At 65.1% G+C, this 16,354-nt stretch carries 1 protein-coding gene; it reads right to left on the bottom strand.

All coding sequences use genetic code 11. The features are described from left to right. Nucleotides 1-2: 2 nt before the first annotated feature. Nucleotides 3-16,325, bottom strand: a complete 16,323-nt coding sequence (locus tag AC0L20_RS20010) for a leukotoxin LktA family filamentous adhesin (RefSeq protein ID WP_473291210.1) — start codon at nt 16,323-16,325, stop codon at nt 3-5. Nucleotides 16,326-16,354 lie beyond the last annotated feature (29 nt).

The raw sequence follows: 16,354 nt of genomic DNA, 5'->3' as shown, positions 1-16,354 counted from the left end.
CGTTACCATGCCTGTGCGAGACGGCCGATGGCCGGCTTCGCCGCCTCGATCGCCGCGTCCTTCCAGCCGACGCGTCCCACGCGCTGGCCCTGCCGGCGCAGCTTGCGCATGTCGCTCAGCCCCTCGATGTTGACGGCGGGACCAGAGCCGATGGTTTCGATCGGCAGCGGCGTCAGCAGGGCATCGAGCCGCGCCTTGCCGGAGAGACCGAGCAGGTAGAACGTCCCTCCGTCCTTCTTCGCGAGCCAGGTCTCGATGCTCTCGGTGCCCTCGCCGTCGACGGAGATGTTGCGGACCATGCTGGCGCCGGTGAAGTCGTTGCAGCAGGTGTGGGTCGGCCCGTAATTGGTGACGGTCGCGGAGACGTCGCCGGTGTAGAACACCACATACGCATTGCTGACATTGGCATTCCCGACCTGGCTCATCGTGAACACGCCACCCGGCTGGTAGAGCTGGAGCGACGGCCAGTTGGACGGCGCCGGCGTACGGTTGTTGAGCAGCACCTGCTGGGTTCCCGTGGTCAGCATCAGCTGACCCGGCACATAGCCGTTCAGGATCGCGACGGCGTGGGCGTCGGTCCAGAAGTTCGCATCCACCACCCTGAACTGGTTGATGATGATGCTGTCCGGATCGATCGAGACGTTGGCCGAGGTCGCGGTGCCGCCGTTATGGCCGGTGATGTTCATGATCAGCGGAACCGACGGGTTCGAGCGGACCTGCTCGCCCTTGACGTTGATGGTATCGGCGGCGAGATCGAGCTCCCTGACCACGCTGACCCAATCGATGGTCAGGTCGCCCGACGAAGTCAGCTTGATCACATTACCGCTGACCCGGTCGAGCGAGACCGATCCGGCCACATCGAAATGCGTATCTCCGCTGGCCGAGATCGATCCGCCACGGAGCGAGCCGGTGTCGGACTTGACGTTGAGGTCGCCGGCGTCGCCCGGGATGCCTGTCGTGGTGAGTTGGCTGAAGACGATGTCGTTGACGGCGTGCAAGGTCTGTGTGCCGCCGCTGATGGCGGTGCCAACGGTAATCCCCCCGGCGGTCGCAGTGACGTCGAGTGTGCCGCCGGCCGTGAGATTATCCCAGTGGACCACGGTGCCGCTCAGGACCGCGGTGCCTGTCCTCGCCGTGAGGTTATGACCGGTGTTGCTGCCCGCCGCGATCAGCCTTGCCGAGCCGTTGGCGGAGACCGAGCCGAGCGTCGTCACGCCGCCTGACATCACCGTCTGCGCCAGGATGAAGCCGTTGTCCGCATTGACGTTGATGCTGCCGGCATCGCCGCTGTAGCCGGTGGACGTGAGCGACTTGAACGTCACGTTCTGGGTGGCATGGACCGTCTGCGAGCCGCTGCTGTCGGCGGTGCCGATGACGATGCTGCCATTGTTCGCGACGGCGCTGAAGGAGCCGCTTGCGCCTGTATCCGCACCTGCCAACACCTGGTCGAGCGTCAGGCTGCCGCTGCCGAGGATGTCCACGCTGCCCTTGACCGCCGAGAGCAGGCTCGCCTCGGTGTCGGTCAGAGACTTCAGATAGATGTCGCCGGCACTCGTGCTTGCCGACAGCCGCGCGGCACTGAGGATGAACCGGCTCGTCGCGTTGCCGATGCCGTTGGATGCGCTCAGCGAAACTTCGGCGCCGGAGCCGGACGCGACGAATTTGGTCTGGCCGTCGCCATTGTCGATGATCGCTCCGAGCGAGGCGATACCGCCGGCGGTGACGATGATCGAAGCTGCATTCGAGGCCGCCGCATAGAACAGCGACGAATTCAGCCGGCCGATGGTCGCGTCGCCGGTGGTGGTCAAGGAGATCACGCCGGCCGCGTTGATGGCGGAGTAAGCTCCCATCGACAGTGTCGCGGCTACCAGCGTCACCCCGCCGGCGCTGCTGGTCGCCGTCACGGAGGCCGTGCCGGTGCCGGCCGCGAAGGTCATGCCACGGTTGGCGAGGAGCTGCATCAAGCCGCCGCTGGCGAGGTCGGCATTGATGTTGAGCGCGCCGCGCGCAACGTTCAGCGTCAGTGCGCCGCCGGATGTCAGCGTCCCATAGGCGCCGCTGGTGCCGACCACGAGATCGCCGGTGACCGCGAGGATGCTGAGATCGCCGACCGCCGAGCCGATCACGGCGCCGGAGATATTCACCTGCATCGGCTGGAAGGTCGAGCCGTTGAAGCCGATGCTGCCGCCGGCGCGCAGATCGAGGTCGGTGCCGAGAATGTGGATCGCGGCACGATCCGTGAAGTTGGACTCGGCGTAGATGCTGCCCGTCGCCGCGAGCTGGATGGCATTGCCGGCGGCAATGTTGCCGAGGATGAGATCGCCGGTGGTCTGCTTCACATAGATGCCCTGCGCCGACGAGACCTGGTCGAGCTGGTCGTTGCTCGGATCAGCAAAGGCGATCTGGATCGCGTTCGCGTTGGTCGCGGGATTGCTTCCGGCAGCGCCGGGGGCACCGACATTGCCGTGCTCGGCGATCAGAGTCAGATTGCCGATATCGCCGGAGATCACGGGCGTACCGGTCACGCCGGCGGCGGCGGTGATGCTGGTCACGGCGTCGAGCTTGACGTCGCCGCGGCCGGTCACCTCGATGCCGTTGGCCTGCGCGGCCGCGATCGGGCCGTAATTCGCGGTGATGCCGCCGAGCGTGAGGCTGTTCTTGCTGCCGAGATAGACGTTGGTCAGCGCCTTGGCCGAGATCGCGATCGGGTTGTCGACAACGACGAGGTTCTGCTGCGACAGGCTGACCGTATAGGTCACGACGTGGGTGGTCGGATCCGTGACCGCGCCGACGGTGAGCTGACCCGGACCGGCCGTCGCGAGCAATCCCCTCTGCGCCGGTGTCAGCGACGAGGAATCGACGCTGGTAAACGTGAACGTCTGAGGCGCTGCCGAATTGCCGACCGAGCCGTGCGGCGCGTAGAGCATGATCTGGTTGGCGCTGACATTGGCCACGACGTTCTCGTCGATCGGCGGCGGTGCGGCGCCGACGGCCGACGAGGACACGGTGTAGGCGAGCTGGCTCTGGGTCCACTGCGCGCCCGCGGTGATGATGCCGTAGACCCGCTCGGTCGACGCGAGCGTATAGGCGTAATTCGCATTGTAAGTGTTCAGTGCCGTTTGCAGCGCCGTATTGCTCGGCAGGCGCTGATTGGCTGTCGTTACGCCGTCGAACAGCTTCGTGAACAGCGTCGACGACAACGAGCTGCCGAACACGGTCCCCAGCGGATCTGCCGGTGCCGTGCCGAGCAATGTCGTCAGTGAAGTCTTGAGCTCGTCGGTCGTGATCTTGCCGAGCAGGAACTGGTCCCTCAGGAACCGCGTCGTGGCCTCGACCTTCATGTCCGTCGTCGAGACGTTCGCGGGATCGATGCCGAGCTTGGCCGCCACCTGCGCCCGTAGCACCGTCAATCCCACCGAAGTCGGGTTGTAGGTGCTGCCGTTCGCGAAGGCGATGTTCTTGAGCTGGAAGTAGTCGTTATAGGCCGACGTCACCATCGACTGGTAGCTGTTGACGGCGTTGGTCGCGGCGTTGCCGCTGAGCAGGTCGAGGCTGGTCCAGACGTCCTGGAGATGCTGGCTCTGCGCCTGGGTGAGACCAACCGCCGCCCTTCCGTTCAGGATGCTGGCCTGGTTGCCGTCCGAGCCGGCCGCCTCGAGGAACACCGGGCCGCCGCTCGACTGGACCGTGCCGAGACGCAGATCGCCCTTGGACTGCACGATGTAGGTGCCGGTCGCCGATGCGCTGTCGAGAACCCCGCCGTCGACGGTGCTGCCGGCCTGAATCGTGCCCGTCGCCTGGATCACCAGCGGATTGATATTGGTCAGGGTGCTCGCGCCGTTGATGACGGCGCTCGTCGCGCCGATCGCGCCGGCGGTGGAGTTGATCTCGACGTTCTTGCCGATAACGACGGGGTTGGCGACGTCGTAGGGCGAGGCCGAGTTGATGTCGCCGGTCGCCGAGATAAAGACGCTGCCCTGCGGCGTGCTTCCTGCCGAATTCACCTTCACCTGGTTGATCGAAAGCGAGCCGACGGCCGCGATCGCGATGTCGTGGTCGATCGAACTGGCCGTCAGGCTGCCGCCATAGACCTGCACCTGGACGGGAACGCCGTTCGCGCCGATCGTGCCGATGCCGCCATCCGCCGAGAGAATGACGCTCCGGCCCGATATCATGGGATTGTTCGCGTTCGTGCCGCTGGTGATGGCCGAATTGGCCCCGGTGGCGCTGACCGTCGTCGTGCCCGAGAGGTTGTTGATCGGACCGTTGACGACGATGCCGGAATTGGAAGTGACCAGAACCGTGCTGTTGCCGCCGCCGCTGAACGAGATGTTGATCGGGTTCGACGCCTTGACCGTATTGGTCAGCGTCAGGGTCAGGTGATCATAGATATTCTGGTACCAGTTGTATTGGTTGTCCGTGCCGCAGCACTTCTCGGGATGGGTGTTGCCGCCACCGGTGTGATAGGAACCGGTCGCGGTGACGACTTCCTGGAAGTTCGATGTCTGTGGGCCAGTGCTGCCGCCGCCGCCCTGGGCCTCCTGCACGTCCGAAACCAGGCTGATGGTGCGGGTCCAGTTCTGCCCGGTGGCCGAGTTGGGCGTATAGTGCCATCCGTAGTCGAACTGTGTCGAGCTGGTCGGACGATCCAGCGTAGCCGTATCGACCCACTGGTAGAACATGTTTGCCTTGGTCGCGTACTGGATGCCTGCCGTGCCGCTAAGGCTGGTCAGCATCGTGTCTGTGTACTGGCTCGCATTGACGCCGCTCGTCTGATACGTCGACACCTGCTGGCCGCCCGCAGCGGACGGATTGTAGACGTACCACGTCGTCTGCTGCTTGAGCTGATCGACGATCTCGATCACGCTCGGCGCGCTGACGCCGGTATTGATGGTGTTGGTGACGAGCTGCAGCCCGGTTGTGTTGTTGACCGTGATCGAGCCGGCGCCGCCTTTGACCGCGATCGTGCCTTGGGAGACACCGTCCTGTGTCGAGGTCGAGATGATCTTGCCGTTCAGATAGACGTAGCCGCCCGAGCCCTGCACCACGCCGTTCACGAGGATCTGGTCGGTGAGAGCGTTGTACTTCACCCCGATCTTGATGTCGCCGGCGGCCTCCGTCGTCGCAGACGCCGTGATGTCGTAATAGCTGCCGTTCCGGGCGTTGACCTGGGCCTGGGCAAAGTCCGCGCCTGCATTGCGGCTCTTGAGGTCGTTGATGGCGGTCAACGTGGAGCCGCCGATGTCGACCGAGTAATCGCTGCTCGTGCCGCTCTGGATAGTGCCGTTGATGTTGATGACCCCCGCCGAGATGATGATCGCCTTGCCGAAGATGAAGGGCGCGTTAGCCGGCGGGTTGGTCCCCGTACTCGAGTTCGCGGCTGAGTTCGAAGACGCAGTCTTCGGCGTGATCACGTCGGGCTGGATATTAACCACCTGGAAGTAGGCAGAGCACCCCGCGCAATTGAATGGCGAGTAATACGTAGCCGTGTGGTTGGTGGTGGTGGTGTTGCCCTGCGCATCTGTCGAGGTCGTGGTGTAGTCGTAGGTCGAGTTGCTGTAGACGCCTTGGCCGGTATAGGTATTCCGCTCCCACGGCGCGGTGGAGATGGTCTGAGCCGTCGGCCCCTCCATGATCGCGAGCGTAGCAGCGTTCGGCACGCCGCCGGCGTTCGGGTTACCGTTGCCGGGCGCCCCCTGGCCCATCGGCAGGAAGATCGCCGAATAGAGCGACAGGCCGTCGTAATACAGATCCAGCATGCGCGCGGTGAAGATGGTGCTGTTGCTCGCCGTTTGCTGAACGCCGTTATTGCCGTCGACGCAGCAATAGTACGAATACGGGTGGCCGCCACCCGCGCCGATGTGCGGGCTGTTCGCGTAGTCGCCATAGGCGCCGAGATAGGTCGCCGCCGCCATCACGGCCGTCAGCGTGTCGTCGTCACCCGGCTTGAACTCGACACCCGACCATTGCGAGAGAACATCGTGGTTGGAGGTGTAGAAGCTGCCGATGCCGCCGAGGAAGACGAACGAGCCGTTGGGCGCCACCATCTGGACGGTCGCGGCGTTGAGCGACTGCGACGCGACGATGCTGCCGAGATTGTTGGTGATCTTGAGCAGGCCGTTCTCGTTGTTGACGACGCCGTCGAAATAGATGTCGGGCGTGCGGGTCAGCTGGTTGCCGTTCTGGTCGACGCCGAGTCCGCTGGAGGGATCCAGGCGGTTGTAGGTGGCCGAGATGTCGATGATCGGCGTCGCGCTCGGCGTGGCCGTGAAGGTCACATTGGAGTGCGAATCCGGGTCGACATGGTCGATCTGGCGGTAGGTGATGTTTCCTCCGGTGATATTGGTGACCGTGAGGTTGGCGAGGTCCATGAAGTCGAGACCTCTGTTCTCGATCTTGATCATCGGCGAGCTGCGCGCGATGACCGCCGGCGCAATCGGATTCGTGCCGCTGTTTCCGGTCAGCTTCTGCGCCAGGATCGAGACGTTGCCGGCGGACACCAGCATATCGCCGAACGCGAAGGCGTTGCCTGCGGCGTCGGAGGTATACGGCGCCTGCTGGATCAGCGCGTTGATCTGGCGCTGGAAGTCGCCGGTCGGATCGGTGCCTGACGGCGACATCGTGGCAGGCGCGGCGGGCGTCGCCGCCGCGAGCTGTGTGCGGATCTGCGTCGCGGTCAGGCCGGTCAGCGCGGCGAGCTGGTTGACGACGCTCTGATAGGGATTGAAGCCGCCGACGATGGTGTACTGGACCACCTGGTGGTTCCAGCTCATCATCGGGTTGAAGTGATCGACGTCGGCGACATATTCGAGCGTGGGTGTCGACGAACCGCCGGACAGCAGTGACGAGTAAGGACTCGTCGTGCTCGCGGTCGGTGTGCCCCCACCAACGTCGATCGTAATGGTGATATCATTGTTGATGCCCGCTACCACCAGGCCATTGAGCGCGACATCGCCGGTTCCGCTGGTGTGGCTGTGGTTGTCGCTGTTCTTGGCGCTGAAGATGTCCAGATACGGATTGTAGTTGCTGCCGTTGCCGGAGGCCGTGACCTGCCCCTGGGTCGCTCCCAGGGAAATGTTCTGGACGCCGAGCACGCTCGAGGTGTTGGCGAGCGTCAGGCTCGTAGTGTCATCGGCATTGGCCGTGCCGCGGTAGAGCGTGGAGATCGGAATGGCGGTGTTGTTGTAGACGACCGTCGTCGCGCTTGCCTGTACGCTGCTGAAGATGATGGTGTCGCCCGACATGCCGGCATAGATGTTGATCTGGCCCCAGGCCTCGACCTTGGCGTTGTTGCCGACGGTGACCGCCTGGTTGGCATGAACCCAGCTGTTGGTGCTGGCGCCGACGCCGGCGATCGCGCCGTAGAGACTGGCATTGGCGTTGTTGGCCGCCGCCATCTTCGCAGCCGTGCCGATATAGATCTTGCCGGCGCTGAAGAGTTCGCGGGCATTGATGTTGACCGCAAGCGTGGCGTTCGCCGTCATGTTGGATTCGGCGCCGCCGCCGGCGAAGAAGGCGGCCGTGGCCAGGCTCGCCGTGTCGTTGGTATTGAGCGTGTTGTAGGCCTCGATGTTGATCACCGCCGCCGATGTCCGCGGATCGCCGTTGAGGCTCAGCACCGTCCCGGCGCCGATATTGGTGGTGACGGTCTGGGTGACATGCGTGTTGCTCAGTGCCGCAGCACCCGCGAACACGCCACCGGAGCCCGACCGCGCGCCGCCACCAACCTGGTTGACGATGTCGTTGGCGATGACGACCATGTCGCCGCCGGCCGAGTTGATGATCAGATGAGGTCCAATGTCGACGGTCGTGGTCGCGTTGACATCGTTCTGCGCGCTGCCTCCGGAGACGCCGGCCGTGGACGCCTGGTACGCATCGCCGCTAGCGGCATAGTTCGTGGTGTGCTTGGCCTGGATGTTGAGGCCGCCGAAGAACAGCGTGTCATCCGTCGTGCCGCCGTCGAACCGCGCATTGGTCACCGCGGTCGAGCTGGTCGTTGCGACCGCGGCAGCGCCGGCATAAGTGCCACCCGCGCCAACGGTCGCGTTGGAGACGTTGATGTCCTTGCCGGTCGCCGTGATCTGGAGGATGCCGGTGTAGTCGGCGTGATTGAGATGGGTCGCGTCCATATCGTCGGGGGCGCCCAGATAAGCGTAGGTGTGCGCGCTCGACGACGTCTGGGCAACCGTCGCACCCACTGCCAGGAAGCCGGTCGAAAGGCCGGTCGCCTGGGCGTATTGGCTGCTGTCGTTCTGGGCTGTGATGACCACGTCGGCGTTGGGAAGCGTAATCCCGGTGCCGCCATACGCGCTCACCGTCGCGTTCTCGGACGCCCTGGCGTAGCTGCCTTGTGCGCCGATCAGCGAGCCACCGCCGCCAGCGAGCGACCAGGCATAGGTCGTCGTGCCGCCCGTCGGCACCAGCGCCATCGCGGTTACGGCGAGCGCACCGCCCGAGAAGCTGGTGTTGTCGCCGACATCGGCCGTGACGGTGGCCGTCACCATGGATTCCGCGACGGACACGCCGATGGCGCCGCCACCGACCGCGACGCCGATCGCTTCGCTCGAAAGATTGGGGGTGAGCGATGCCGACACCAGCGTGCCGACGCCGGCCGCGGAGGTGGTGATCGAGGCGCTGGAACCGATCTCGGCCAGAACAGTCGAATTTTCCTTTGCCGTGGCGACTGCGCCGTCACCGGCGACGATACCACCGGCGACCGCGGTCGCGGACGCCGACATTGCGCCGGCCTCGCCTGCGCCAACCGCAAGGGTCGAGCTGTTCACCGTCGCGTTCGACAGCACCTTTGCCGCGACCGAACTGGATCGTCCCGTGGTCGCGATCGACACCCCGATGGCCGCAAGGCCGCCGGTGCCGCCTCCCGCGGTCACGCTCTGGGTCGAGCTGTCCATCGCCATCACGGCGACGCCGGTGCCACCCGTGCCAGTGACGGAGCCGCCGAGCTGGGCTGTCACGGTATTGGCGACGTTGCCGACCGCCACGGCAGCATCCGCGCCGAAGTAGAGCGCTGCACCGCCGGCGATCGCCTCGCTGTCGACGGTCTTGCCCGAATAAGGGCCGGTGTCGGCGTCCTTGACCCGGGCGGCGACCGTCACGGAAGGCGCCGCAACGATCGCGCTCAGATTGGCGAGCACGCTGCTGTTGACGCTGGTGTAGCCGATGCCGGCACCGATCCCGACATTCTTGGCAAAGCCGGCGCCGAGCAGGAACATCTTGGTCGCGTTGGCGCTGGTAGCAGCGACGTTGACCTGCGTGCCGGTGACGTTGCCGCCCGCGATCTGGGCGGTGACGCCGTCATTGCCGCCCGTCAGGACGGTGCTGACGTCGTAGGTCGAGGTCGCGTTGGCGTTGCCCGGATTGCCCGAGGTGCCGCTCGCGACCGCGTCGCCGCCGTGCGAGGAATTGGTGCCGGCGTTCACCGACGCGAGGGTGCCGTTGTTGCCCTGGTTGAGCTGGCCGGTCTGCTCGCCCTGCGTATCCGGATCCGCGGTGTTGGTGCCGACGATGATGACGCCGACGGTTGCGCCGATGCCGACGCTGCCGCCGATGCCGGCGGTGACCGCGTAGGACAGCACTTCCTTGGTGCTGAGCGCGCCGACATTGATCGCACCGGAAGAGTTGAGGTTGCTGTTGCGGCTTTCCGCAATGGTCTGGCTCTTGAAGACGATGACGTTGGCCGCCGCGCCGACGCCGACGCCGGATCCGCTGGCGGCAATCGAGAGCGCGCCTGCGATCTCCTTGATCGCGACGTCTTCGGTGGCGTTGATGGTGACCGCGCCAGCCGCGCCGGCCGTGGGCGATTGCAGCGTGGTGTCGTAGACGCCCGCGATGGTGGTGTTGTTGGCGATCTCGATGTTGGCCATGCCGGCGATCGCCGCCGTGCCGGTCGAAAGCGCCCCGCCGATTGAATAGGCCTGGAAGCGGTTCTTCGTCGTTGCCTCGACGTCGAGCGCGCCGCTCAGATTGACCGCGGTCGTGTGCGCCGCGCCGTTGCCCTGGTAGTGGAACTCGTCGCCGACATAGGCCTCGGTCCGGTTCGCCGAGACCTGAACCAGGAACGCCGCGCCGATCGCGGCCTGGCTGCCATAGGCGCCCGAGCCGTTCGCCGACGCGATACCTGTGGCATCGTAGGCATTGACCGTGAGCGAGGACGCCGTGAGGGAGCCGCCGTCGACATAGGCCTCGGTAGTTGCGACGAAGACGTTCAGCCCAACCGAGCCGGTGCCGAAACCGACCGCGATCGACGATGCGTCCTGCTCGGCATTGGCTTTCACGGTGACGGCGCCCACTGTTGCGCTCGTCGACTGCACGCCGCCAACGGTCGCATTGGTGATGTACGCCTCGGTGTCACGCGACATCGTCGTGCTGAGAATGGTCGCACCGCCGCCCCCGCTCCCGGTTGGCGGCACCACGCCGGCGCCGAACGCGCCCGAATAGGAGAAGCTGCTGGCGGCCACGTCGATCTGCGGGTCCAGCGTCGAACTTGCGAGCCGCGTGTCGATCGCGGCGCCGTCGATATAGGCCTTGGTGGATCCGCTCATCACATTGGTGATCGGATTGATCATGATGGAGATGCCCGAGCCCGCAGACAGGGTGGCGACGTTGGTGACGACGGCCTGGTGCGAGCTGGCAACGACGGCGAGGCCGCGTACGCTCTCCTGGGTCTCGCTCAGATCGGGCGTGGTGTCGGTGGGCGCGCTGAAGCCGCCGAGATCGATCGCGTGCGCGAGCGTGCCGCTGTTGACCGAAAGCACGTCGCTCGTGCTGGTTCCGAGCGCATCCACTTTCGTCGTCGTCCCGCTGATATAGGCCGCGGTGGTGCCGGTGATCTTGTTCGTGACCATCGAGCCCGCGCCGCCGGCCGCGCCCTTGCTGATGGACACGGCGCCGGCAAAAACACCCGCTTTGTCATTATTGCCGGCAATCACGGCAACGTTGTCGTTCGCGGTGACGTCGGCCCCGCCGGCAATGCTGGCGGTGACGTTGGTTCCCATCAGATTGGTGGCGACCGAACCGGCAAGGCCGATCTGCGAGGAAATCGCAATACCGACGGCAACCGTCGAGATATCGGCATTCGAGTTCGCGTTGACGACGACATTGCCGGAGGCGGTCAGCTTGGAGCCGGTGACACCGGCACTGACGTCGTTGGCAATGCTGCTGTAGACGAGGGCCAAGCCCGCTGCGCTGCCTTGCGTCGAGGCGCCAGCGACGGCGGCGGCGCCGGTGATGCTGGAATTGTCGGTCGCGGTGACGGAGATGTTGGAGGCCGTCACGGTCGATTGCGTCGTGTCGGACTGGTTATTGCCGATTGCCGCCGAAACATTATTGGCGATCGAGCTGATTGTCATGCCGCCGACGCCGGCAAACTGGCCGGTCGCCAGGCCGAAGCCAATCGTGACCGACTGGATCTTCGTGGTGTCGACCGCATTCACACTGACGCTGCCGATCGTCGACATCCGCACGTTGGCGATATAGGCCGAATGCGTCGTCGCGATGGTATCGTACACCATCGAGGCGCCGACATTGTTCTTGCCGGCCTGGATAATGCCCGCAACGGAAATGATGCCGGCGCCCGGACCGTTCGCCGCGCCGTTGTTGAGCGCCGCCGCGCTGAAATCTATGCAATTCGCCGTGCCGTTACCGGCGGCGGCCGTGCAGGTGTCCGAGGCCAGGTGATTGTTGTTCGACTTCTTGACGAGATTGCCGAGCGCCGTATCGAGGTCCGACACAGCGCCGCTGTCCGCCAGCACCGTCACGCGGCCGACATTGATGTTCACCGTCGAGTTGCTGCTGATATAGGCGGTTGTCGTGGACGTGATTTCGTCGACGACGATCGAACCCGACAGGCCGTTCGACCCTGCCCCGGCCGACGCGGCACCGGCCGCGATGATGCTGGCATTGTCGGCGAGCACCAAAAGCGAATCGTAATTGCTGATCGAGGTGGACTTGATGTGCGCGTCAGTCGCGTTGCCGCCGGAGGGATCGCCGATCGAAGCATACGTCATGGCGACGCCGAAGCCGCCCTGTCCGCCGGAAATATAGAGCGAACCGCCGCCGACCGCGATGTTGCTGGTCTGGTAAGCATCGACCTCGAGAGCCCGCAGGACGCCTGTGCTCCCGCCGGCGATCGTCGAGTTTTCGATATAGGCCTGCGCACTGTCGGTGATGATGCCGACGGACAGCGCGATCGAGGCGGCGTTGGACCGTGTTGACGCGGCAAGGCCAATCGCCACGACCGTTTCCGATCCGCCGTTCAACGCCTGCACGGTTACGGACTGCTGGTTGTTGACCGTGGAGTTGGAGATGAAGGCTTTGGTCACATTGTTCGAGATCGCCGCGGCGATGGTGCCGTCGACGGCCACGCTCGTCGAGCCGGCGCTGCCTCCCAGATTGGCGGCGGCGCCGCCCGAGCCGTTGTTGAGGATGGTGTCGTTGAGCGCCTGGACCAACAAGGTGGCCGTTGGGCTCGGCGAGTAGCGGTTGATCGTGACGCCGGTGATCGAGGCGGTCGTGCCAAGGCTCACATCGCTGATGGAGGAGCTGCCGGCAAGATCGATCGTGAAGCCGCTGCTGGAGGCGCCCGACGACGACCCAACCTTGGCCAGCGCGGTTGAAATCCCGCCCGCTCCGCCGGTCGCGGCTGCGCCGACGGCACCGGCCTTGGTGCCGAAGTCCGAAACCGAAGGTTCCGAGATCGCAGCCGCAATCGACGCCGCGGTGATCCGGCCCGCGGTCGTCGCGGAAATCGCCAGATGGTCGGCCGTGACCGACCCGTTACCGCTGCCAGTTCCCGAGAACGGATCGTCCGAACTGAACGGGCCCGGGCGGATGTCGCTGTGATTGTCACCGACATAGGCGGCGGTGTCGGTGGTCGCGCCGAGATAGGCGACGGCGAGGCCGACGGCAGAGTTACCGCCGGCGGACACCGCGCCGGCAACCGACAGCATCGAGAGATCCTGCTGGGCGAGCACATTCACCGTCGGAGCCGACACCGTCGCGCCGATGCCTATCGAGGCATGCGTCGTGTTGTTCACGAGCGCGATCGAGGTGATGCCGTTCAGCGCCAGGGCGCCGGCCGCCTTGCCGGACGTCGGCGCGACGCCGAAGAACTGGTCGGTCGTCGATGCCGTGACGGAGACGTTGTCGGTCGCGCCGAGCGACGCGCCGGACGCCACGCCGGCGACCGTGTTATTCCAGAACTGGACCAGATTGAGCGCGCCGCCCAGCGATGAGCCACCCGAGGTGTTGCCGGGAAGGAAGCCGAGCGTGCCGACATTGCCAGCAGCGTCAATCGAGGCCGAATAAGCCGTCGCCGCGATGGCGAGCGTCGCGTCGAAGGCCTGCATCGCCCCGCTGTCCAGCGCGGCCGTCCACGCGCCGCTGCCGCAACTCGCAACGGCGCAGGTCGACGTCAGGCTGGCGCCGGTCGCAACCCATGCCGTGGTGTTGTTGTGAACCATGAAATTGTTCAGCGACCCCGAGATGCCGACGGTGTCGCCTGCGTCAGCAGTCGCATTGGCGTAGCTGGTCAGGATGCTGCCGCCGACGCCGAGATTTCCGTTGAGATGCCTCAGCACGTCGGTCAGCGAGGCCCATTGCAACCAGGTGTTGGTAATCGGCATATAGGTGTTTGCCGAGACGCCGATCTCCGGCGCATTGATCAGGGTCCCGCCGCCGATATAGGCGTTCGAATTGTGCGTGAAATCGCCCCATGCGACCGCGGCGGCGACGGCCGTCGATTGACCATCGACCGGGCTTGAGCTGATCGCCGAGGCCGTGGCAATGCTGCGCACGCCCACGTCGATCACGTTGCTGATGACGGCGACGTTGCCCGAGGTATAGATCGACGGTGCACCGCCGCTGGGGTTTTGCGCAATCGCTGCCGTCGCGCTCTCCGTGCTGCGCGCGATCGTCAAGGCTGCTGCTGCCTTCAGGTTCAGATCGGCGGTGAACAGCGTGCTGAACTGCTGCGAGAACAGGCCTGGATCCATCGTGCCCACGACCAATGCCCCTTGCAGACCGGCGATCAGCGCCGGCGTGCCGGTAATGGTCGAGGACATCGTCGAATTCGATGTGGTGTTCGAGGTCGCCTCGACCGTCACCGAGCCGGTCATCCGGTTCGACGTGCCGGACCCCAGCGACGACCCGAGGGTCGCTGTTGCCGAGGTGTTGATGTTGCTCATCGCGACGGCACCGCCGACGCCGCCGTTCAAGGCCGGATTATCCAGTCCCACGGAGGTCGCAGACGTTGAGAAGCTGTTGTTATTCAGCGCGCGCACCGCGAATCCACCGTTCGATCCGATCGCCGTGCCGACGCTCAGGTGGGCGCCGGTCGCGACGTTTGCCGTGGTCGTCACCGACGCCGTCGAATAGGCCACCGTCGCCACGAGAATCGCGCTCGAGGTCAGCGATACGGCAGTGACGTTCATCGTGGCATCGTTGGTGGCCTTGATGTCGAGGGTACCGCCCGCGCTGATCGTCGCGTTGCTTGCGACATTGGTGGTGACGTTGCCGGCGATGTTCCCGACCACGACCGCCGCGCCGACCGGCGATACGCCGAAGAGCGACGCGGCGATAACGGGATCCTCGGCCCTCTCCGATCCGTAAGCGCTGATCGAGACGTTGCCGCTGCCGGAAATATTGGCATGGCCGTTGATGTTCACGGTCGCGGTTGAGCTCGCCGCGACATAGCCTCCGTTGAGGCCCAGGATCATGCCGGGGACCGACTCGCCGATCAGCGCGAACGTCGAAGCGAGCGAACTCGTGAAGCTCGCGACTGCGGTGGAGCTCGCGCTGATCGAGATCGCGCCGCCGGTGATCGTGCCGTCAACGGTGATGCCCGTGGTCGCATGGGCGTGGCCGGACATCAGGGTCTGGCTTGCCGTGGCTGCAAGCGTGACGCTACCGCTGCTGTAGGTCGTTCCACCAGTATTGATCGCCAGGGCGAGGATCTGTGCTCCGTTGACGATGCTGATGGTGGGCGCGTCGATCTCGACATTGATCGCGTTGCCGACGGAATGAGTCTTGGTGGCGTCGAGGTTGCGGGCATCGATCACCGCATGCGCGGCCAGCGTGACCGAATTGTCGGCCTGAACCAGATAGGTGCCGCCAGCGCTGAGCGCCGCGATGGCGTTGGCCACGGACGTGTTGTTGAGGGTTACGCCGACGTCGCCCTGGCTGGAGTCGCCGATCACCACATCGGTCGGGTCGATCAGCAGCGTGCCGGCCCGGCCATTCGGTGCGGCAAGGTTGATGGTAACGCCGCTGCCGACGTCGATGATGCCGTTTCCGCTCAGCTCGACCAGGCCCGCATTGCCGGTTTTCGAGCTGGCATCGATCTTCGCGCCGCTCTTCACCGTCACGTCGTTGCCGGCCTTGACGAGGACGCCGCCGGCATCCGCGGTCCTGCTCGCCGTGCTCAAGCGCGCATTCTTGCCGAGTTCGGCTTGGTTGCCGGCCACGACCGTGATGTTGCTCGGCGTCGTGGTCTTGCTGCGCGCGGTGAGCCGACCGTTGACGCTTGCGTTGTTGACGGCGCCGATGTGGATCGAACCGTTGCGCACGGAAATCGCGGCGGCGCTCCGCAGCCCTTTGGAATTGACCGAGGCCGCGAACTTCGCGGCATGATCGAGATTGGCAATGTCGCGCTGGCTGGCACCACCGACAAGGACGTTCTGCCCGGTCAGGCGCACGCCATCGATGGCATTGACCCGGCCGTAGATCCGGATGTTGCCGTCCGGCGAGACCGGGAACGAGCCCGCCATCAGATTGGCGACGGCCGAACCATTGATCTGCCCCTGCGCGCCGATCAGGCTGTCGGTGAACTCCCGCGTCGGAGTCGAGACGTTGAGGCTGCCGACATTGACCGTGCCGCTGCGGCCGACCACGAAGCCCTTGGGATCGGCGAAATAGACGTTACCGCCGATCGCGCCATTCATGTAGGAGTTCAGCGTGCCGTTGACGTAGACCGGTGCGTCGCGAACGATGTTGACGAGATTTTGCGTGCCGGTCGGCAGTTGCAGATTGACGGTGTTGCCCTGCCCGACGCTGAACTGCGAGAACGAGTTGAAGGCACTGGTGCCGGAGACGGTCGACGTCGTGACGTTGGTCACGCTGCCGGACGTCTGAAGGCTGGTCCCGGTGCGGCCGTCCGGCGTGATCACGTTCGCCGGCTGCGCCTGCAGGCGGACGCTGAACACCGGCAGGAAGACCATCTGCATCGCGCAGAGCAGTGACATCGAACGGAAACGCGCAAGCCCCCGCAGCGTCAGCTCGTCATTGTCTCGCCTTGCAGATGGTCGGCGCATTTCAGATCCTCTTCATCGGCACTGGGGCC

It is taken from the genome of Bradyrhizobium sp. Kon58 (assembly GCF_055807455.1).
This window is presented reverse-complemented; position numbering and strand designations above follow the sequence as displayed.

Bases quoted from the DNA above. Each gene is read 5' to 3' on its own strand.
- AC0L20_RS20010 (WP_473291210.1), bottom strand. From the start codon at position 16,325: ATGCGCCGACCATCTGCAAGGCGAGACAATGACGAGCTGACGCTGCGG.